We start from the raw sequence: 19442 nt of genomic DNA, 5'->3' as shown, positions 1-19442 counted from the left end.
GGCGTTCTTCAGGTCAGATGGTGACGCCCATCGAGCGCAGGAACGCGGCCGGGTTGAGGGCGGAACCGTAGTTCGGGGTCGTACGGATCTCGAAGTGCAGGTGCGGGCCGGAAGAGTTGCCGGTGTTGCCCGACAGGGCGATCTTCTGGCCGGCGCCGACCTTCTGGCCGATGTGCACGTTGATCTTCGACAGGTGCGCGTACTGCGAGTACTTGCCGTTGGCGTGCTTGACGACGATGGCGTTGCCGTACGCGGGACCGTCGCCGCCGCCGTTCGGGCCGGCCTTCACGACGGTGCCGGCGCCGGCGGCCTTGACCGGGGTGCCGACCGGGACGGCGAAGTCCTGGCCGGAGTGCTTGTGGGCCCACATGGCGCCGCCCTGGTTGAAGCTGGCGCTCAGGGTGTAGCCACCGACCGGCTTGACCCAGGAGGGGGCCTTCTTGGCGGCGACCGGAGCGGCCTTCACGGCCTTGGCGACGGCCGCCTTCTTGGCGGCGGCCTGCTTGGCGACGGCGGCCTTGACGGCGGCCTGGGCCTGGGCATCGGCCTGCGCGGCGACGGCAGCGGACGCACCGGTCGCGGCAGTCGCGATGGTGGCGGCCTTGCCCTCGGCGGCGAAGGCGGACCCTGCTCCGGCCACCAGCGACACTCCCAGACCCGCGGTGGCGAGAGCGACGGCGGTGATACGGGCGGCGGGGTTCATAACGCGCTTCGACATACGGGGGAAAACCTCCGGACAGAACGGGACCCGACGCGTTCGCTGCGCCGGGCGGGCTGTTGCTCATCCTTGGTAACCCGGGCACCCATCCGGCGTAAAACACCCCATCTACGACATTGCGTCGTAGCGATCTCCCCGGAAGTTCAGGTCTTGACGGCCTCGGACGCCCCTCCCTGAAATCGGACAAAGCGGCATAAGAGATTCTGTTTATCCGCACGTCGGACCCATCCCCATAGGCCCGACAGGCCGCCTCCCATGCGGTTCGCCCCCTCTCGGGACCAAAGTCCCGACGCCGGGGCCCGGAACGTCCCGAATCACCACCAAACACCAGCACTAATCCGGTTAGTACCCCCCAAAACGCCTGTGCGCCTTGTCACGGCGCACCCGCCCCCAATGCGACCTGGGTCACGCAACCAAGGCCTTTTCGATCACGTCCCGCACTACGCTGACGAGGTCGCGAACCACCGGGGGGACACCATGGATCCGTCACTGCTGGGCACCCGCCTCGCCTCGTCGGCGATGGGCCCACTCCTGAAGAAACTCCTGGTCAGCGACGGTCCGGGGGCGGGCCTGCCGGGCGCGGCCCGGCGCATCCGGCTCTCCGGGCTGGTCTCCTTCCGTGGCGAGAAGCGCACGCTCACGGAGAAGGACGTCCACAAACTCGCCGCCACCCTCGTCGAACGAGCCGTAGCGGGCCCCGGCGAGGCGCCGTTCCCCGGCGACGAGACCGCGGCGCTCACCGCCACCCTGGCCGCGACGCTCCTCGCCCTCGGCGACCTCGACATGGACGACGTACAGGCCGTCCACCTCGGCGCCCCGGCCCTCGCCCGCGCCCTGCGCGCGGCGGCCCCGCCCCCGGACGGCCTGTCGACGGACTCCGTCCTCTTCCTCGACTCGCTCACCGGGTGGGCCTGCGTCCACATCCTGGAGTTCTTCACCCAGCGGACCACCTTCGTGCCCCGGACCCTCGTGGAGCAGACCCGCGGCCAGGCGGAACTGACGGCCAAGGTCGACGAGGTCATCCGCCGTACGCCACGGGGGGACGCGCGGGACGCGGAGTTCGAGCGGCGGTACCTGGCGTACGTCGCGCGGAAGCACGGCAGCCTCACGATCTACGGGGTGGACCTGGAGGGCGCACCGGAGAAGTGGCCGCTGGACGTGGCGTATCTGTCCCTGGAGGCGAGGGGGGCGGCAGGGCCTCCGCTCGCGTTCCAGGCCCGCGGAGAGAACGGTATGGAGGACCGTTGCCTCCGGGAGGCCGCCCTCGCGGCGGTCGACGAGCGCGACCAGGAGTTCGTGGACGCCTTGGAGGACGCCCTCGGAAATGCCGGCCGCATGACCGGCCCGGGCCCGCAGGTCACGCTGACGCCCGAACAGCGTGAGGTCGCCCTCGCGACGGCCACCCGCCTGTTTCACGCCCTCGACGCGGGCGGCCGCGCCGATCTCGCCCTGGCCCGGCACGACAAGGTGCTGCTGCGCGGCCTCGCCGGCTCCGGCAAGACGACCCTCGTCCAGTGGCTGGCCGTCTCGGCCACGCGCGAGGACCTCGCCGACGACATGGCGTACCTCCACGACCGGATCCCCTTCGTCCTCCCCCTCCGTACCCTCACCCGCCACGGCGAGCGGCTCCCCGCTCCCGACCGCTTCCTCTCCGCCGCCGGCTGCCCGCTCACCCCGCCCGAGGGCTGGGCCGACCGGGTCCTGGCCGCCGGACGCGGCCTCGTCCTCGTCGACGGCATCGACGAGATCCCGGAGGCCGAGCGCGAGCGCGGCCGCCGCTGGCTCCGCGACCTCCTCGACTCCTACGACGGCAACCGCTGGCTGGTGACCTCGCGCCCCACCGCCGTACGGGACGACTGGCTCGCCCCCGACGGCTTCACCGAGCTCACCCTCTCCCCCATGTCCACCGCCGAGGTCACCTCGTTCGTCCGCCGCTGGCACCGGGCGGCCGGGCCGGAGGCCGCACCGTACGAGCAGCCCCTCCTCGACGCCCTGCGCACCACCTCCGACGTCGCCCAGCTCGCCACCAACCCCCTGATGTGCGGCCTGATCTGCGCCCTGCACCGCAGCCGCCGTGGTTTCCTGCCGCGCGGCCGGAAGGCGCTGTACGACGCGGCGCTGTCGATGCTGCTCTCCCGGCGGGACCGCGAGCGGGACATGGGTACGCCGTACGGGATCGAGCTGGGTGAGGCACCACAGATCCAGCTGATCCAGCGGATCGCGTACTGGCTCACACTCAACGGCCGCACGACGATGGACCGTTCGCACGCGCAGTCGGTCGTACGGGAGGCGGTGCCCGCGATCACGGAGGCGGCCGGCTACGACCCCGGCACGGTCTTCACGCACCTGCTCCACCGCAGCGGCCTCCTGCGCGAACCGACCGAGGAGACGGTCGACTTCGTGCACCGCACCTTCCAGGACTACCTGGCGGCGAAGGCCCTGGTGGACCACTGGGACATCGGCGTCCTGATCCAGCACGCGGCGGACGACCAGTGGGAGGACGTCATCCGCATGGCCGTCGGCCACGCCCGCCCGCGCGAATGCGCCGAGATCTTCCAGGAGTTGCTGAACGCGGTCGACGCGGCGCCGGACCGCCGCACCCAACTCCGCGTGCTGGTGGTGGCGGCGACGGCGCTGGACCACGCGACGGAGGTGGCGCCGGAGATCCGGGAACGGATCATGGCGCGGACGGCGGAGGTGATTCCACCGCGCGACATGCACGAGGCCCGCATCCTGGGCTCGGCCGGGCGTGGCGTGGTCGACCTGCTGCCCGACCCGGACGGACTGGGTGACAGTGATGCGCTGATGGCCGTGGTGACGGCCACCCACGTCGAGTCGGAGACCGCTCTCCCCTACCTCGCTCGGTTCACCGGTCACCCGGAGATCGCGATTCGTTCGCAACTCGTCTGGGGATGGCGACGGTTCGACACCCGCGCTTACGCCGAGGACGTCATCGCCCGCCTCGACCCCACCGGCCTGTTCTTCACCGTCAACTCCGACGAGCAGGCGGGCGAACTCGTACGTCTGGGCCTGCGCCCGCCCGGTCTCGACCTTCGGATCGGTCTCTCGGAGATCGGCCTGGCCGCGCTGGCCCCCGCCCTCGCCGAGGTGGAGGCCCTCGATGTCGCGCGGTACGGCCACTGGCGGGCCGCATCCGTGCTCCGAGGAGACGGCCTTCGCCGTCTCTCCGCTGCGGGCGCCCCCGAGGAGGGTTTTGGTTCGCTCGCCCACCTTCCCGGCTTGTCCGCACTCGACCTGTGGCAGGCCTCATCGCTGTCGTCGGACGACTGGGAGGGCATCGCGACTATCGGGTCGCTCCGCCACCTCCATGTCACCTCCCCCGCGCTCCGCCACGTTCCCGTCGGCCTCCGGCTGCCTCATGTCGAGAGACTGACGCTGGAGATCTACCCCGGCGCGGACTCTCCGATCGAGCGGGTGGTCCGAGCCTTCCCCGGGCTACGCCGGCTGATCCTCAGCCGGGGGCCGAGCGAGCAGGGTCTGGACCTCGCCGCCTTGGGCCGACTGGAGCACCTCGAGTACATCGACGCCTCCGGGACCCACGCCGTCGGCACCGAACACCTCTCCCCCGCCGTCGAAGTCCGGACATGAGCTGACCGCCCCCGCCCTCCCCCGATACGTTCACGATCATGACCGACATCGAACTCGCCGACGCCATCGAATCCGTACGCGACCAACTCGTGGAGGCCGCCGGCCGCGCGACCGGGAAGCCCGTCGCCTTCGAAGTGGGCGACATCGAGATGGAGTTCACGATCGAGCTGCGCAAGGAGGTGAAGGGCGGGACCAAGGTCAAGGCCTGGGTCGTCGAGGCCGGTGCCGACGCCTCCCGCACCCGGGGCGACACCCACCGCGTCTCCTTCACCCTCAAGCCCCGCAACGCCGCGACGAACGGCCCCTGGCTCGTCGGCGACGAGGACGCCGGCGACACCTCCGACTTCGGTGGCGGGCCGGCGCGGTGACGACCCCCGTACCGAACCCTCCGCTCCCCCTCGTGCGGCTTCCCGTCGTCGTCCGGTCCGAGCAGCACGGCCGGCAGGGCAGTGGTGCCCTGCTCACCTCCGACACCGTCCTCACCTGCGCGCATGTCCTGCGGAACGCCTACTCGGCCTGGGTGTCCGTGCCCGGCCGGAGCGAGTCGGTCCTCTGCCAGGTGCTCTGGTCGGACCAGCGGCTCGACGCGGCGCTCCTCCACGCCCCGGAGAGCCTGGCCGGCCTCGGTGGCCACCGCGCCGCGATCGGCCGGGTGGCCACCGACCGGCCCCTGCCCGGCTGCGAGATCCTCGGGTATCCGCGTGTGCAGCGGTACGGGGAAGGCCGGAAGCTGGAGTGCGACCAGTACCGGGGCACCCTGCTCCCCCTCGCCGGGCTCATCCGCCGCACGATGGTCCTCGAACTCGACGCGCCCGCGGCCGCCGAGCCCACCGACGGCGCCTCGCCGCTCGCCGGGCTCTCCGGCGGGCCCGTCGTCGCGGGCGACGAGCTGCTCGGCATCGTCCGGGAGGTCCCTCGCGGCCGCGGTCACCGACGGGTCGAGTGCGTACCCCTGAGCGCCGTCGCCGCCGACGCCGACTTCCTCGTCGCCTTCACCCAGGCCACCGGACGGGGCTTCCCCTCGCTCACGGCCCTCACCCGGCACAGCACGGCCGACTCCCCGTACGAGCAGGAGTACGGGGAGGCCATCGGCGCCGCCTACCGCCGTACGCGGATCTTCGGACTCGACGAACTCGGCAGGCGGGCCGCCTCCTGGGACCTGGACGCCGCCTATCTCTCCCTGGAGGCCTCCCCCAAGGAACCCGGGTCCACCACCGTCCCGCACCGCATCGACGAACTCCTCGCCGCCCGCCCGCGCGCCCTGCTCCGCGGCGACGCCGGTGCCGGCAAGACGACCCTCGTCTGGTGGCTCGCCGCCCATGCCGCCGCCGGCACCCTCGGTCCCCAACTCGCCGGACTGAACGGCCTCGTCCCCTTCGTCGTCCCGCTCCGGACCCTCCGTGCCCGCGGATCCGGATTTCCCTCCCCCGCCGAACTCCCCGGTGTCGCGGGCCTGATGATCGACAGCCCGCCCGACGGCTGGGCGGGCCGGGTCCTGTCCGCGGGCCGGGCGCTGCTCCTCGTCGACGGTCTCGACGAGGTGCCCGAGAAGGACCGCGAGGCCGCCCACGCCTGGCTCTCGGGACTCCTCGCCCGCTTCCCCCGTACCCGCTGCGTGGCGACCGTGCGCCCCCTCGCCGTGGAACCGGACTGGCTGGCCGGCGAGGGCTTCGAGGAACTGACCCTGCTGCCCCTGCGTGACCAGGACATCCAGGCGTTCGTCACCGCCTGGCACGACGCGGCGCGACTCGACGGCGACGCCGAGCACCTGACCGCGCTCGCACAGGACCTCGCCCAGCAGTTCCGCCACAACCCGGCTCTCTCCGACCTCGCCCGGACGCCGCTGCTGTGCGCGGTGATCTGTGCGCTCCACCGGTTACGGGAGGGCTTCCTGCCCGACACCCGCTGGGCGCTGTACGACTCCGCCCTCCAGATGCTGCTGGGCACACGCGACGACCGGCGCCGGATCGACGCCCCCGACGGCATCCGGATGTCGGTGGAGGAGAGCAGGCAGCTCCTCCAGCGTCTGGCGGCCTGGCTCGTCCGGGGCGGCCAGACGGAGTTCACGCGGGACCAGGCCCTGCACCAGCTGAACCGGGCGCTGCCGGGGATGCCGCAGGTCGCGGCGCAGGGGTCGGCGGAGGAGGTACTGACCCACCTCCTGAACCGCAGCGGCCTCCTTCAGGAGCGCACGGACGACGTGTTCCAGTTCGCGCACCGTACGTTCCAGGACTTCCTCGCGGCGAAGGAGTTCGTCGAGGACGACCTCATACCGGAGCTCCTGCGCCACGCGCGGGAGCAGCAGTGGCACGACGTCCTCCTGCTCGCCGCCGGCCACTGCTCACGCCGTGAGCTCCCGGCCCTGGTGGAGGGCCTCCTCGCCGCGGGCTCGGCGAGCCGGGACCGGGATCTGAAGACGACCCTGTACGTCCTCGCCGCCCTGTGTGCCCAGCACGCGGCCTGGTTGCCGGAGACCTTGGGCCGGAGGGTCGCCAAGGCCGTGAAGTCGGTCGCCGTCCCCCGCACCACCACGCAGCGGCAGCAGCTGGCCCGGCTGAGGGGGTTCGTGCTGCCCATGCTGCCGGGCCCGAGCGGGGAGACCGAGCAGGACACCCGGGTGATCGCCCTGATCACCGAGATCGGCGGCGCCGAGGCCGTTCCCTACGCCCGCGCGTTCGTCGGCTCGCGCCGGGCCTTCGAGCTGGGTCTCGGCTGGCACGCCTTCCCGGCCGCCTCCTACGCCCACGAGGTACTGGCGCACCTGACGGGCGACTACCCCGTGCTCGTCTCACGCCCGGAGGAGCTCCGGCACCTGTCACTGACCCGCCCGACGTCCCTGGGGTTCGTCGGCGATTTCACCGTGGCGGAACTGGCCGGCGCCGTGGCGCTCCTCCGGCCGCGCTCCTTGCGCATCGTCGACAACGAGCTGGTCACCGACCTCGGCTGGCTTCCCGATGTCGGCGCCGGCCTCCGCCAGGTGCATCTGGACGCCTGCCGGCCGGCCGGGCTCGAACCGCTCGCCGCGCTTCCGGAGGTCGAGGCGATCGAGGTGCAGAGCGTTCCGGTCGCCCAGGCCGATCTGACGGCCCTCGCCCGGATGCCCCGGCTGAAGGAGCTGCGCCTCAGGTCGGTGGAGACGAAGGGCCTGAATCTCGCCGCCCTGCGCAAGCGGCCCGGCCTGGAACTCCGCATCGAACCCTGACGGCCCGGCCACGGCCCGCCCGGACAGGCTGCCCGGTCACGGAAAAGGGGCGGCCCCGGACTCTTCCGAGTCCGGGGCCGCCCTTGTCACGCGAGCGAACGCCTACGCGTCCTTCGAGAGGTTCGGGCCCGCTCCGCCCGTCGCCTGCTCGATCGGCGGGACGTCCGGCAGAGCCGACTTCTCCTCGCCGCGGAAGGTGAACTTCTTCTCCTCACCCTCGCCCTCGGTGTCCACGACCACGATGTGGCCGGGGCGCAGCTCGCCGAAGAGGATCTTCTCGGAGAGCGAGTCCTCGACCTCGCGCTGGATCGTCCGGCGCAGCGGCCGGGCGCCCATGACCGGGTCGTAACCCTTCTTGGCGAGGAGCTCCTTCGCGGACTGGGAGAGCTCGATGCCCATGTCCCGGTCCTTCAGGCGCTCGTCCACCCGGCTGATCATCAGGTCGACGATCTGGAGGATGTCGGCCTCGGTGAGCTGCGGGAAGACGATGATGTCGTCCACACGGTTCAGGAACTCCGGGCGGAAGTGCTGCTTCAGCTCGTCGCTGACCTTGGCCTTCATCCGCTCGTAGTTGGACTTCGTGTCGCCCTGGGCCGCGAAGCCCAGGTTGAAGCCCTTCGAGATGTCCCGGGTCCCGAGGTTGGTCGTCATGATGATGACCGTGTTCTTGAAGTCCACGACCCGGCCCTGGGAGTCGGTCAGGCGACCGTCCTCCAGGATCTGGAGAAGGGAATTGAAGATATCGGGGTGGGCCTTCTCGACCTCGTCGAAGAGGACGACCGAGAACGGCTTGCGGCGCACCTTCTCGGTGAGCTGGCCGCCCTCTTCGTAGCCCACGTATCCGGGGGGAGAACCGAAGAGACGGGAAACCGTGTGCTTCTCGCTGAACTCCGACATGTCGAGGGAGATCATCGCGTCCTCGTCGCCGAAGAGGAATTCGGCGAGCGCCTTGGACAGCTCGGTCTTACCGACACCGGACGGACCGGCGAAGATGAACGAGCCACCGGGACGCTTCGGGTCCTTCAGACCGGCGCGCGTACGACGGATCGCCCGCGAGAGGCCGATGACCGCGTCCTTCTGGCCGATGACGCGCTTGTGGAGCTCGTCCTCCATGCGCAGCAGGCGGCTCGACTCCTCCTCGGTCAGCTTGAAGACCGGGATGCCGGTGGCGGTCGCGAGGACCTCGGCGATCAGCTCGCCGTCGACCTCGGCGACGACGTCCATGTCGCCGGCCTTCCACTCCTTCTCCCGCTTGGCCTTCGCCGCCAGCAGCTGCTTCTCCTTGTCGCGGAGAGACGCCGCCTTCTCGAAGTCCTGGGAGTCGATCGCGGACTCCTTGTCCCGGCGGACGCCGGCGATCTTCTCGTCGAACTCGCGGAGGTCCGGCGGCGCGGTCATCCGGCGGATGCGCATCCGGGATCCGGCCTCGTCGATCAGGTCGATCGCCTTGTCCGGCAGGAAGCGGTCCGAGATGTACCGGTCGGCCAGGGTCGCGGCCTGGACGAGGGCCTCGTCCGTGATGGAGACCCGGTGGTGGGCCTCGTACCGGTCGCGCAGACCCTTGAGGATCTCGATCGTGTGCGGCAGCGACGGCTCCGCGACCTGGATGGGCTGGAAGCGGCGCTCGAGGGCCGCGTCCTTCTCCAGGTACTTGCGGTACTCGTCCAGCGTGGTCGCACCGATGGTCTGGAGCTCACCGCGGGCCAGCATCGGCTTGAGGATGCTGGCGGCGTCGATCGCGCCCTCGGCGGCACCCGCACCCACCAGGGTGTGGAGCTCGTCGATGAACAGGATGATGTCGCCGCGGGTGCGGATCTCCTTGAGGACCTTCTTCAGGCGCTCCTCGAAGTCACCGCGGTAGCGGGAGCCGGCGACCAGCGCGCCGAGGTCCAGGGTGTAGAGGTGCTTGTCCTTGAGGGTCTCGGGCACCTCGCCCTTGACGATGGCCTGCGCCAGGCCCTCGACGACGGCGGTCTTGCCGACGCCGGGCTCGCCGATGAGAACCGGGTTGTTCTTCGTACGGCGGGACAGCACCTGCATGACCCGCTCGATCTCCTTCTCGCGCCCGATGACCGGGTCGAGCTTGGATTCGCGGGCCGCCTGGGTGAGGTTGCGGCCGAACTGGTCGAGGACCAGGGACGTCGAGGGGGTGCCCTCGGCAGGACCGCCGGCCGTGGCGGCTTCCTTGCCCTGGTAGCCGGAGAGCAGCTGGATGACCTGCTGCCGCACCCGGTTGAGATCGGCGCCCAGCTTCACGAGGACCTGGGCGGCGACGCCCTCGCCCTCGCGGATCAGGCCGAGCAGGATGTGCTCCGTGCCGATGTAGTTGTGGCCGAGCTGGAGGGCCTCGCGGAGCGACAGCTCCAGGACCTTCTTGGCACGCGGGGTGAAGGGGATGTGGCCGGACGGGGCCTGCTGCCCCTGCCCGATGATCTCCTCAACCTGCTGGCGGACCGCCTCGAGCGAAATCCCGAGGCTCTCCAGGGCCTTAGCGGCGACACCCTCACCCTCGTGGATAAGGCCCAGGAGGATGTGCTCGGTGCCGATGTAGTTGTGGTTGAGCATCCGGGCTTCTTCCTGAGCCAGGACGACAACCCGCCGCGCGCGGTCGGTGAACCTCTCGAACATCGTTAATCGCTCCTCAGAGCGGTCAGTCAGTTAGGGGTCGATCCCCTCCCTGTCCTTCCGCAGCTTAGTCCCGCAAGCGGGGACCGCTCATTCCAACTGCCGACATCCGTCCGGATCACCCCCTTGTCCGTGGGGAGACCTGCTGCCGAACAGCCGACAAATGCTCCAACTCGATGGTGCGAGACGATGTTCCCGCAGGCCAAGCAGTTACCCGTGCCTTCAGTACGCCGATGGCGAACGTGAGACGCGAAAGCCCGCGAGTCGCCCCTCCTCACTAGGAATGTCTTACCCGTCCGCACTGACACTCCATGCGGCACACCCCGGTTCCCTCCGCTACGGGCGAACATCCTTGCGCTGCCGAATGCACCCGTACGCCCCCATCGCGGACACATTGCGCAGTGGATCGAGGACGCAGGGTCGACGTTGGCGTAACCAAGGGAGCCCCGTGGGCGTTCCCCGGACATGTCCTTCACCGCACCGCGCGTGCCGCCGCCCCGCTCGCCGGTCGAGGGTGGTCGGGCGCGGTGGTACGAGGAGGGGCTCGGCTGGGCGACGGTGGCCGGCCCGCCGGTGGGCCTGGTGACGGGTCTGCGCTTCGACGTCCTGGAGCTGCCCGCCGCGGCCGGCCGCGCGGTGCTGCGCAGGACGGGCGCTGGCGCCACCGGGCCGGTGGCCCTCATGGGGCGGAGGATGCGGCTACTGGTGGCCGCGGGCAGCGCGGAGGAGCTGCCGGGGCTGCTCGAATGGCTGGAGTGGGGCGGGATCTCGCTGGATCTCGTCGCCCTGGGCGCCGGCAGCCGGATGACCGCTCCTGTTCCCCCAGGATGGAGCGGTTCCGGCGCGCCCGGCGCCGCCGTGTGGCTGCGCGCCCCCGAACCGGGCCGTGACGTGGAGCCCTCGCTGCCGGCCCTCTGGGCCGCGACGCGGGGTGGTGCGGCCGCCCCCTGTCTCGTACGGCTCGTGGCCGCGGCCGCGGCGGAGTGCCATCGGGTACGGCTGCTGAGTGCGCGGTCCCGGGAAGGCCTCCCCGGGCGCCCCGAGGGGCGGCCGGTGGAGCGTTCCGCGAGGCCGGTCGCTCAGCAGCTGACTCCTCAGCGGTTCGCGTCCTCGTAGGCCGCCTTGATCTCCGCCGGAACGCGGCCGCGGTCGTTCACGTTGTAGCCGTTCTCCTTGGCCCACGCGCGGATCTTCGCGGTGTCCGGGCTGCCACCGGTGGCGACCCGGCCCTTGCCACGCGTACCGGCGCTGCGGCCACCGGTGCGCCGACCGCTCTTGGTGTACGGCTCGAGCAGGCCACGGAGCTTGTCCGCGTTGGCGGTGGTGAGGTCGATCTCGTAGGTCTTGCCGTCCAGCGCGAACGTCACGGTCTCGTCCGCCTCGACGCCGTCGAGGTCGTCGACAAGAAGGACCTGAACCTTCTGTGCCACCGGATTTCCTTTCATCGAAAATGCAGTACGCGGAAAGGAAACCGCTTTTCCCGGAAAAACACAAACCCCTGGGAGAGGTTCAGAAGCCCGGCAGTGCGGGAAACGTGCGCGATTCGGACATAGGGTTCCGTGCGCTCGTCACGGGTCACAGATGCAGAAGCATCCGGCTGTTGCCCAAGGTGTTCGGCTTCACTCGTTCGAGACCCAGGAACTCGGCGACACCCTCGTCATAGGAACGCAGGAGCTCGCTGTACACATCTCCGTCGACCGGAGTCTCGCCGATCTCGACGAAGCCGTGCTTCGCGAAGAAGTCGACTTCGAAGGTCAGGCAGAATACCCGGCGCACCCCGAGCCAACGGGCGGTGTGCAGCAACTTGTCGAGCACGTGATGTCCGACGCCGGCGCCCTTGAACTCGGGATCGACGGCGAGAGTACGGACTTCGGCGAGGTCTTCCCACATCACATGGAGTGCCCCGCAGCCGACGACGACGCCGTCCTCGTCGCGTTCGGCGACCCAGAACTCCTGGATGTCCTCGTAAAGCGTCACGTCGGCTTTGTCGAGCAGGATGCCCCGGCGGGCGTACGGGTCGACAAGGCGGCGTACCGCGGCGACATCACCGGTGCGGGCGCGGCGAACGGTGACGGCTTTCGGGGCGGCGGAGGACGACGGCATGGGGGGACGTTATCGCCCGTTGCCCTCGGGCTCGGACGCACCCTCCACGGCACCCGGACGCGGCTCGTCGGATCCGCTCCCGTCCGCGGTCCCACCTGCGCTCTCGGGGGCCGCCCCGGCCTGCGGAGCGGGGGTCTCGGGCACGTTGTGGCCGACGATTCGGATCGCGTCGGTGAGGGCCTCTCGCTGCTCGCTCGACATCATGCCGAAGAAGGCGACAAGGGCGGACGCAGGGTTGTCGCTCTGGGCCCACGCTTCGTTCATCAGTGCGGCCGAGTAGGCGGCGCGGGTGGAGACCGCGGTATATCGATAGGCGCGGCCGTCGACTTCCCTGCGCACCCAGCCCTTCTGATGGAGATTGTCCATTACCGTCATGACGGTGGTGTAGGCGATGGACCGTTCCTGCTGGAGATCCTCCAGGACTTCCCGGACGGTCACCGGGCGGTTCCATTGCCAGACGCGTGTCATGACGGCGTCTTCCAGCTCTCCCAATTGGCGGGGCACACCGCCACCATAGTCGGCGAAGCGGGAATGTCCCTGCTATTGACGGAGGAAACGCAACAAAAAGGACGTACGACCTGAAAGCGGTCGTACGTCCTTCGGTGCGGGTGGGGCTACGAGGCGCTGCCGTCCGCCTGGCGGGTGGCTTCGGCCCGGGCGAGGGCGGCGTCCACGGCGGCGTCTTCCTTGGCCTTGTTCGGGCCGCCCTGGCTCTTCACGATCGTGACGACGAGCGCGGTGAAGAACACGGCCATCACGACGGGGGGCAGGAGCGCGGATACGTAGTCCATACCGACCAGAGTAGCTATCCGGCGGCACGTTCCTCGGGCGGGGGCGGGGGTACGGGGCGCCGGCGTGGCGGGAAGACCTCGGACGGCTTGGGCGCCGGGCGCTTCGTCGGGGCGGGCGGCTGCTTCGGGGTGGCCGGCTTGGGTTCGTCGGCGGCGGCGCGGCCGCCGGGGAGCGCCAGCAGCCGGAGGCGGGGCGCGGGGGCCACGGCCTGGGAGACGCGGGCGAGGCGGGCGCGTACGGAACGTTCCGCGAGGACCTGGCAGCGCTCCAGGAGGCCGGCGGCACGGGGGTGGGCCCGCAGGGCGCGCAGGGCGGCGAGGTCGTCGGCCCCTGGGTCGTACCCGGCACCGAGGGCGTCCTGGAGGAGATCCAGATAGCCGGGGAGCGAGCCGGGCAGGGCCTCGCGGTACCGGGTCAGGTCGGCGAGGAGGAAGGCGCGCAGCCGGCCGGCCTCGCGGACGGCGTCGTCCACGGACGCGGCGAGCCGCAGGCAGTCCTGGATGTCCTCGTCCTGAAGGGGGGCGGGGTTGAGGGCGGTGGCAAGGGCGCGTCGGAGCACACGCAGCTCGTCCGCGCTGAACGCCATGCCGCCGCGAGATCCGTATGGCGTGGGCATGGGGTGACAATACGCGCTAATCGGACAAATTTCGTTCACCGATCAGCTCGGTGTGGCGGCGCCGATCAGCTCGGTGTGGCGGCGCCCGGCCCGCTCCGGCGCCGCCCACCCGAGACCCGTCGCGCTACATGCGCGAGACGTTGCGTTCGTACACCAGGCGCAGGCCGATCAGCGTCAGCCACGGCTCGTGCTCGTCGATCTGCGTGGACTCGCCGAGCACCATCGGGGCCAGGCCGCCGGTGGCGATCACCGTCACGGCCGACGGGTCGCCGTCGCGGCCGACCAGCTCGCGCTTCATCCGGGCCACCACGCCGTCGACCTGACCGGCGAAGCCGAAGACGATGCCCGACTGCATCGCCTCGACCGTGTTCTTGCCGATCACGCTGCGCGGGCGGGCGAGCTCGATCTTGCGGAGCTGGGCGCCGCGGACGCCCAGCGCCTCGACCGAGATCTCGATGCCGGGCGCGATCGCGCCGCCCGCGTACTCACCGCGCGCGGTGATCGCGTCGTACGTCGTCGCCGTGCCGAAGTCGACCACGATCGCCGGTCCGCCGTAGAGCTCGACCGCCGCGACCGCGTTGATGATGCGGTCCGCGCCGACCTCCTTCGGGTTGTCCGTGAGGATCGGGACGCCCGTCTTGACGCCCGGCTCGACCAGGACGGCCGGGACGTCGCCGTAGTACCGCCGGGTCACCTCGCGCAGCTCGTGCAGCACCGAGGGGACCGTCGCACAGATCGCGATGCCCTCGATGCCGTCGCTCAGCTCGACGCCCAGCAGCGGGTGCATGCCCATGAGGCCCTGGAGCAGGACCGCCATCTCGTCGGCGGTGCGACGCGGGTCGGTCGAGATGCGCCAGTGCTCGACGATCTCGTCCCCGTCGAAGAGACCGAGGACCGTGTGCGTGTTGCCGACGTCGATGGTGAGCAGCATCAGGCGCGCACCTCGCGCAGGTCGAGGCCGATGTCGAGGATCGGGGAGGAGTGCGTGAGCCCGCCGACCGCGAGGTAGTCCACGCCCGTCGCCGCGTAGGCCGCAGCGTTCTCCAGCGTGAGGCGGCCGGAGGACTCCAGAACCGCGCGGCCGGCGACCAGCGCGACGGCCTCCTCGGTCTCCAGAGGGGTGAAGTTGTCCAGCAGGATCAGGTCGGCGCCCGCGTCCAGGACCTCACGGACCTGGTGCAGCGTGTCGACCTCGACCTCGATCGGCACGTCCGGGAACAGCTCCCGAACGGCCTTGAAGGCCTGCGCCACACCGCCGGCCGCGACCACGTGGTTGTCCTTCACCAGCGCCGCGTCCGACAGCGACATGCGGTGGTTGACGCCGCCGCCGCAGCGCACCGCGTACTTCTCCAGGGCGCGGAGCCCCGGCGTGGTCTTGCGCGTGTCCCGGACGCGGGCCTTGGTGCCCTCCAGGACGTCCGCCCACGCGCGCGTGGCGGTGGCGATGCCGGAGAGACGGCACAGGATGTTCAGCGCGCTGCGCTCACCGGTGAGCAGGTCACGGGTGCGGGTGGTGACGCTCAGGAGCTTCTGGCCCGCCTCGACTCGCTCGCCGTCCTCGACGTGCCGCTCGACCTCGAAGGTCTCGGTGCAGACGATGGAGAGCACCGCCTCGGCGACCCGCAGACCGGCCACCACGCCCGCCTCACGGGCGGTGAAGTCGGCGGTGGCCACCGCGTCCTCGGGGACGGTCGCGACGGTCGTCACGTCCACGCCGCCGTCGAGGTCCTCCTCGATCGCCAGGTGGGCGATGTCCTCGACCTGGACCGGGTCCAGCCCGGCGTCGGCGAGGAGCTGCGCGAGTGCGGGGTCGAGCCCGCACTCGTAGACCTCGTCGCCGTCGGCGCAGCCGCAGCCGTCACCGCAGCCGCCCGCCTCCTCGGCCGGGGCGCTGATCTGGATCAGGGGAACGTCCACGGGCTGCGGACGTGCTTCTTCGGGCGTGCTCACGACTGCGGCTCCCTGGTTGCGTCGGCGGTTACGGGCGGAAAGTCTGCGGTGGCGGTACGGCGGACCACGAGGCGCCGGTCCGGGGTGAGGCGCACGATCAGATGGCGGCGCCAGTCCTCGTCCCGCTCGGGGTGGTCCTCGCGCCAGTGGCAGCCACGGGTCTCCCGGCGTTCCAGGGCGGCGGCGACCAGCACCCGGGCGACGCACAGGAGGTTCGTCGTCTCCCAGGACTCGACGCCCGGCTCGGCCGCCTTGCCCAGGTGGTCCTCCGCCGCCGAGAGGCTCAGCGCCTCCAGCGCGTCGGCGGCGTCCCCGAGACTCTCGGCGGACCGCAGCACCCCGGCGTCCGCGCTCATGATCCGCTGGATGCGGACCCGGGTCTCGGGCGCGAGCAGCGGCAGCACGGACGGGCCGGCGGCCACGGACGCGGTCGCGACCGGCAGGCCCTCGCGGTGCGGGCCGAGCGTGGCGACGTCCTCGGCGATCCGCTCGGCGAAGACCAGGCCCTCCAGGAGCGAGTTCGACGCCAGGCGGTTGGCTCCGTGCACGCCCGTGCAGGCGACCTCACCGCACGCGTAGAGCCCCGGGACGGTCGTCCGGCCCGTCAGGTCGGTGCGCACGCCGCCGGAGGCGTAGTGGGCCGCGGGCGCGACCGGGATCGGCTCGGTGACCGGATCGATGCCGTGGGCCCGGCAGGCGGCGAGGATCGTGGGGAATCTGGTCTCCCACATCTCGGCGCCGAAGTGCCGGGCGTCCAGGTACATGTGCTCCGCGCCCCGCTCCTGCATCCGGCGCATGATCGCCTTGGCGACGATGTCGCGGGGGGCGAGCTCGGCCAGCTCGTGCTGGCCGACCATGAACCGGACCCCGTCGGCGTCGACGAGATGGGCGCCCTCGCCCCGTACCGCCTCGGAGACCAGCGGCTGCTGGCCCTCGGAGTCGGAGCCGAGGAAGAGCACCGTCGGGTGGAACTGGACGAACTCCAGGTCGGAGACCTCGGCCCCGGCGCGCAGGGCGAGCGCGACGCCGTCGCCGGTGGAGACGGCCGGGTTCGTCGTGGCCGAGAAGACCTGGCCCATGCCGCCGGTGGCGAGGACCACGGCGGGGGCGTGGACGGCGCCGACGCCGTCGTGCTGGCCCTCGCCCATGACGTGCAGGGTCACACCCGCCGTGCGTCCCTCGGCGTCCTTGAGGAGGTCCAGGACGAGGGCGTGCTCGATGGTGCGCAGCCCGCCGTCCCGTATCGCCTCGACGAGGGCGCGGGAGATCTCCAGGCCGGTGGCGTCGCCGCCGGCGTGGGCGATCCGGCGGCGGTGGTGGCCGCCCTCGCGGGTCAGGGCGATCTCGCCGTCGGCGGTCTTGTCGAAGTCGGCGCCGGTGGCGATCAGCCGCCGGACGGCGTCGGGGCCCTCGGTGACCAGGAGCCGGACGGCCTCGGTGTCGCAGAGCCCGGCGCCGGCGACGAGGGTGTCGTCGAGGTGCTGCTCGGGGGTGTCGCCCTCGCCGAGCGCGGCGGCGATGCCGCCCTGCGCCCAGCGGGTGGAGCCGTCGTCCAGGCGTGCCTTGGTGACGACGACCGTACGCAGCCCGGCGGCGGTGCAGCGCAGGGCCGCGGTCAGGCCCGCGACACCGGAGCCGACCACGACGACATCGGCGTCGATGGACCAGCCCGGCGCGGGCGCGTGCAGCCGTATTCCGGTCACTTGGTGGCTCCGAAGGTCAGCGGGATGTTGTCGATCAGTCGCGTGCTGCCCACGCGCGCGGCGACGGCGAGGATCGCGTCCCCGGCGTGGCCGTCGCCGACCTCGGTGAAGTCGGCCGGGTCGACCAGGGCGAGGTAGTCGAGCACGAGCGGCGGCTCGGCCTTCGCCGCCTCGTCGAGGACGGTACGGGCCGCGGCCCGTACGGCGTCGGCGCCGCCGCACTCGGACGCCTGGGCGACCGCGTGGGCGTCGGCCGCGGCGCGGGCCTCGCCGAGCCGGGAGAGCGCCTCCGCGCGGGTCTCCGCACGGCCCTGGGAGGCCGGCAGGGAGGCTGCACGCGCGCGCAGCGCGTACTGGGCTGCCAGCCGGTCGCCCGCGGCGAACAGGGCTCGGGAGAGGGCGAGGGCGGTGCGGCGCTCGCCGCCGGAGAGGTAGCGGTTGCGGCTGGACAGGGCGAGACCGTCGGCCTCGCGGACCGTCGGGACGCCGACGATCTCCGCGGGGAAGTTCAGATCGCGGGCCATCCGGCGGATCAGGGCCAGCTGCTGGGCGTCCTTCTGACCGAAGAAGGCCAGGTCGGGGCGGGTGAGATGGAGCAGCTTGGCGACGACCGTGAGCATGCCGTCGAAGTGGCCGGGCCGCGAGGCGCCTTCGAGACGCTCGCCCATGGGGCCGGCGCTGATCCGGACCTGGGGCTCCCCGCCGGGGTAGACCTCGTCGACGGAGGGCGCGAAGACGGCGTCGGCGCCGGCCGCCTCGGCCGTCTTGAGGTCGGCCTCCAGCGTGCGGGGGTAGCGGTCGAGGTCCTCGCCCGCGCCGAACTGGAGCGGGTTGACGAAGACGGTGACGACGACGAAGCCGTCGGCTCCGACGTACTCCCGGGCGGTACGGACGAGGGTGGCGTGGCCCTCGTGGAGCGCGCCCATGGTCATGACGACGGCGGTACGACGGTTTCCGGCCACGCCGGTGACGGCGGACGCGGGGGCGGCGGACGCGGGGGCGCCGGACGCAGGCGTGGGTACGGGGGGCACGGGCACGCGGGCGGCGGCGAGCTCCTGGAGTTCGGCCGCCGTACGGACCAGGGCGAAGGTCGTCGATGTCATCGGTCGGTCTCCCCGTCGGCGAGCACGCCCAGCAGATCCTCGGCCAGCTCGGGCTTGAGCAGGCCGTGCGCGAGCGCACGGTCGGCGGTCGTGCGGGCCATCGCCAGATAACCGGCGACGGTGCCGGGCGCGTGCTTGCGCAGCTCGGCGACGTGCGCGGCGACCGTCCCCGCGTCCCCGCGCGCCACGGGGCCGGTGAGGGCGCCGTCGCCGGAACGCAGGGCGTTGTCCAGGGCGGCGCCCAGGAGCGGGCCGAGCATCCGGTCGGGGGCGGCGACCCCAGCCGTACGGAGCAGGTCCATGGACTGCGCGACCAGGGTCACCAGGTGGTTCGCGCCCAGGGCGAGGGCCGCGTGGTAGAGCGGGCGGGCCTCCTCGGCGATCCACTCGGGCTCGCCGCCCATCTCGATGACCAGGGCCTCGGCGGCCAGCCGCAGCTCCTCGGGCGCGGTCACGCCGAAGGAGCAGCCGGCCAGGCGCTGGACGTCTACGGAGCTGCCGGTGAACGTCATGGCGGGGTGCAGGGCGAGCGGCAGCGCGCCGGCCCGGCGGGCGGGGTCCAGGACCTTCACGCCGTACCGCCCGGAGGTGTGCACGAGCAGCTGCCCCGGCCGTACGGCCCCGGTCTCGGCGAGGCCCTCGACCAGGCCGGGCAGGGCGTCGTCGGGAACGGTCAGCAGCACCAGCTCGGCGCGGGCGAGCACCTCCGCCGGCGGCACGATCGGCACGTCCGGGAGCAGGGTCCCGGCGCGCCGCACGGAGGCGTCGGAGACCGCGGAGACGGCGACGGGTCGGTGTCCCGCGAGCTGGAGGGCGGCGGCGAGGGCGGGTCCCACCCGGCCTGCTCCGACGACTCCGACGGCGAGTCGTGCGGGACGGTCTTCCGCTCGGGGTTCTGCTGGTTGGTTCACGCGGCAACGGCCTTCCGTTCCAGTCCGCGGGGGGTACCGGACGATTTCTGGTCATGCTACGCCAGCGTTTCGCGCTCCTCCGTGACTGTCCACAGGGTGTGGGTGGTGGT

Annotated in this window: 16 protein-coding genes; 4 read left to right on the top strand and 12 right to left on the bottom strand. The window is 71.8% G+C overall.

Translation table 11 applies throughout. The annotated features are described in order from the left end of the window. Window positions 1–13 precede the first annotated feature (13 nt). Window positions 14–718, bottom strand: a complete 705-nt coding sequence (locus tag ACZ3OF_RS29690) for a M23 family metallopeptidase (RefSeq protein ID WP_361676852.1) — start codon at window positions 716–718, stop codon at window positions 14–16. 477 nt (window positions 719–1195) lie between these two features. Between ACZ3OF_RS29690 and ACZ3OF_RS29685 the strand changes: the two genes are divergently transcribed. Genes ACZ3OF_RS29685 through ACZ3OF_RS29675 form a run of 3 tightly spaced genes read left to right on the top strand, consistent with a single transcriptional unit; the run spans window position 1196 to window position 7529 of the window. Then, complete coding sequence (locus ACZ3OF_RS29685; protein ID WP_467307814.1) at window positions 1196–4327, top strand: NACHT domain-containing protein; 3132 nt, start codon at window positions 1196–1198, stop codon at window positions 4325–4327. A 38-nt stretch (window positions 4328–4365) separates the two neighbouring features. After that, window positions 4366–4695, top strand: coding sequence for a trypco2 family protein (locus ACZ3OF_RS29680; protein ID WP_361676858.1), 330 nt, complete (start codon window positions 4366–4368; stop codon window positions 4693–4695). Between the two features lie 32 nt (window positions 4696–4727). Beyond that, window positions 4728–7529, top strand: coding sequence for an NACHT domain-containing protein (locus tag ACZ3OF_RS29675; RefSeq protein ID WP_361676861.1), 2802 nt, complete (start codon window positions 4728–4730; stop codon window positions 7527–7529). A 102-nt stretch (window positions 7530–7631) separates the two neighbouring features. On the opposite strand, the gene ACZ3OF_RS29670 is transcribed toward ACZ3OF_RS29675, so the two are convergent. Continuing rightward, on the bottom strand, window positions 7632–10157 hold the full coding sequence (locus tag ACZ3OF_RS29670) for an ATP-dependent Clp protease ATP-binding subunit (protein ID WP_361442350.1): 2526 nt from the start codon (window positions 10155–10157) through the stop codon (window positions 7632–7634). 462 nt (window positions 10158–10619) lie between these two features. On the opposite strand from ACZ3OF_RS29670, the gene ACZ3OF_RS29665 reads away from it, so the two are divergent. After that, entirely contained in the window at window positions 10620–11270 is a 651-nt protein-coding gene (locus tag ACZ3OF_RS29665; RefSeq protein WP_467307810.1) for an SCO3374 family protein, read from the top strand. Here ACZ3OF_RS29665 and ACZ3OF_RS29660 read toward each other — a convergent pair. The 10 genes from ACZ3OF_RS29660 to ACZ3OF_RS29615 form a co-directional block, all read right to left on the bottom strand. Further along, a complete protein-coding gene (locus ACZ3OF_RS29660) occupies window positions 11249–11584 on the bottom strand; it encodes a histone-like nucleoid-structuring protein Lsr2 (protein ID WP_215072751.1) in 336 nt (111 codons plus the stop codon). The genes ACZ3OF_RS29665 and ACZ3OF_RS29660 overlap by 22 nt on opposite strands. Before the next feature lie 145 nt (window positions 11585–11729). Further along, the gene (locus tag ACZ3OF_RS29655; protein ID WP_361676867.1) at window positions 11730–12257 is read right to left on the bottom strand and encodes an amino-acid N-acetyltransferase; all 528 of its coding nucleotides are present in this window, start codon (window positions 12255–12257) and stop codon (window positions 11730–11732) included. 9 nt (window positions 12258–12266) lie between these two features. Continuing rightward, a complete protein-coding gene (locus ACZ3OF_RS29650; protein ID WP_361676870.1) occupies window positions 12267–12761 on the bottom strand; it encodes a BlaI/MecI/CopY family transcriptional regulator in 495 nt (164 codons plus the stop codon). Between the two features lie 110 nt (window positions 12762–12871). After that, a complete protein-coding gene (locus ACZ3OF_RS29645) occupies window positions 12872–13048 on the bottom strand; it encodes a hypothetical protein (RefSeq protein WP_361676873.1) in 177 nt (58 codons plus the stop codon). A 14-nt stretch (window positions 13049–13062) separates the two neighbouring features. Then, on the bottom strand, window positions 13063–13635 hold the full coding sequence (locus ACZ3OF_RS29640) for a hypothetical protein (protein ID WP_361677199.1): 573 nt from the start codon (window positions 13633–13635) through the stop codon (window positions 13063–13065). 154 nt (window positions 13636–13789) lie between these two features. Next, complete coding sequence (locus tag ACZ3OF_RS29635; protein WP_361676876.1) at window positions 13790–14596, bottom strand: type III pantothenate kinase; 807 nt, start codon at window positions 14594–14596, stop codon at window positions 13790–13792. After that, on the bottom strand, window positions 14596–15615 hold the full coding sequence (gene nadC / locus ACZ3OF_RS29630) for a carboxylating nicotinate-nucleotide diphosphorylase (RefSeq protein WP_361676878.1): 1020 nt from the start codon (window positions 15613–15615) through the stop codon (window positions 14596–14598). The genes ACZ3OF_RS29635 and nadC overlap by 1 nt, the downstream gene beginning before the upstream one ends. Next, entirely contained in the window at window positions 15612–17318 is a 1707-nt protein-coding gene (locus ACZ3OF_RS29625) for an L-aspartate oxidase (protein WP_467307804.1), read from the bottom strand. Before ACZ3OF_RS29625 ends, nadC begins: the two co-directional genes overlap by 4 nt. Beyond that, window positions 17315–18421: a pantoate--beta-alanine ligase gene (gene panC, locus ACZ3OF_RS29620; RefSeq protein WP_467307802.1), complete on the bottom strand. Its 1107-nt coding sequence runs from the start codon at window positions 18419–18421 to the stop codon at window positions 17315–17317. The genes ACZ3OF_RS29625 and panC overlap by 4 nt, the downstream gene beginning before the upstream one ends. Beyond that, complete coding sequence (locus tag ACZ3OF_RS29615) at window positions 18418–19332, bottom strand: Rossmann-like and DUF2520 domain-containing protein (protein ID WP_361676886.1); 915 nt, start codon at window positions 19330–19332, stop codon at window positions 18418–18420. Before ACZ3OF_RS29615 ends, panC begins: the two co-directional genes overlap by 4 nt. Window positions 19333–19442: the final 110 nt, after the last annotated feature.

The sequence above is a fragment of the Streptomyces sp. NPDC022552 genome, from assembly GCF_055561875.1.
This window is presented reverse-complemented; position numbering and strand designations above follow the sequence as displayed.

Coding starts and splice junctions, on each gene's coding strand:
- ACZ3OF_RS29690 (WP_361676852.1), bottom strand. CDS start 718: ATGTCGAAGCGCGTTATGAACCCCGCCGCCCGTATCACCGCCGTCGCT.
- ACZ3OF_RS29655 (WP_361676867.1), bottom strand. CDS start 12,257: ATGCCGTCGTCCTCCGCCGCCCCGAAAGCCGTCACCGTTCGCCGCGCC.
- ACZ3OF_RS29665 (WP_467307810.1), top strand. CDS start 10,620: ATGTCCTTCACCGCACCGCGCGTGCCGCCGCCCCGCTCGCCGGTCGAG.
- ACZ3OF_RS29670 (WP_361442350.1), bottom strand. CDS start 10,157: ATGTTCGAGAGGTTCACCGACCGCGCGCGGCGGGTTGTCGTCCTGGCT.
- ACZ3OF_RS29635 (WP_361676876.1), bottom strand. CDS start 14,596: ATGCTGCTCACCATCGACGTCGGCAACACGCACACGGTCCTCGGTCTC.
- ACZ3OF_RS29645 (WP_361676873.1), bottom strand. CDS start 13,048: ATGGACTACGTATCCGCGCTCCTGCCCCCCGTCGTGATGGCCGTGTTC.
- panC (WP_467307802.1), bottom strand. CDS start 18,421: ATGACATCGACGACCTTCGCCCTGGTCCGTACGGCGGCCGAACTCCAG.
- ACZ3OF_RS29680 (WP_361676858.1), top strand. CDS start 4,366: ATGACCGACATCGAACTCGCCGACGCCATCGAATCCGTACGCGACCAA.
- ACZ3OF_RS29640 (WP_361677199.1), bottom strand. CDS start 13,635: ATGGCGTTCAGCGCGGACGAGCTGCGTGTGCTCCGACGCGCCCTTGCC.
- ACZ3OF_RS29685 (WP_467307814.1), top strand. CDS start 1,196: ATGGATCCGTCACTGCTGGGCACCCGCCTCGCCTCGTCGGCGATGGGC.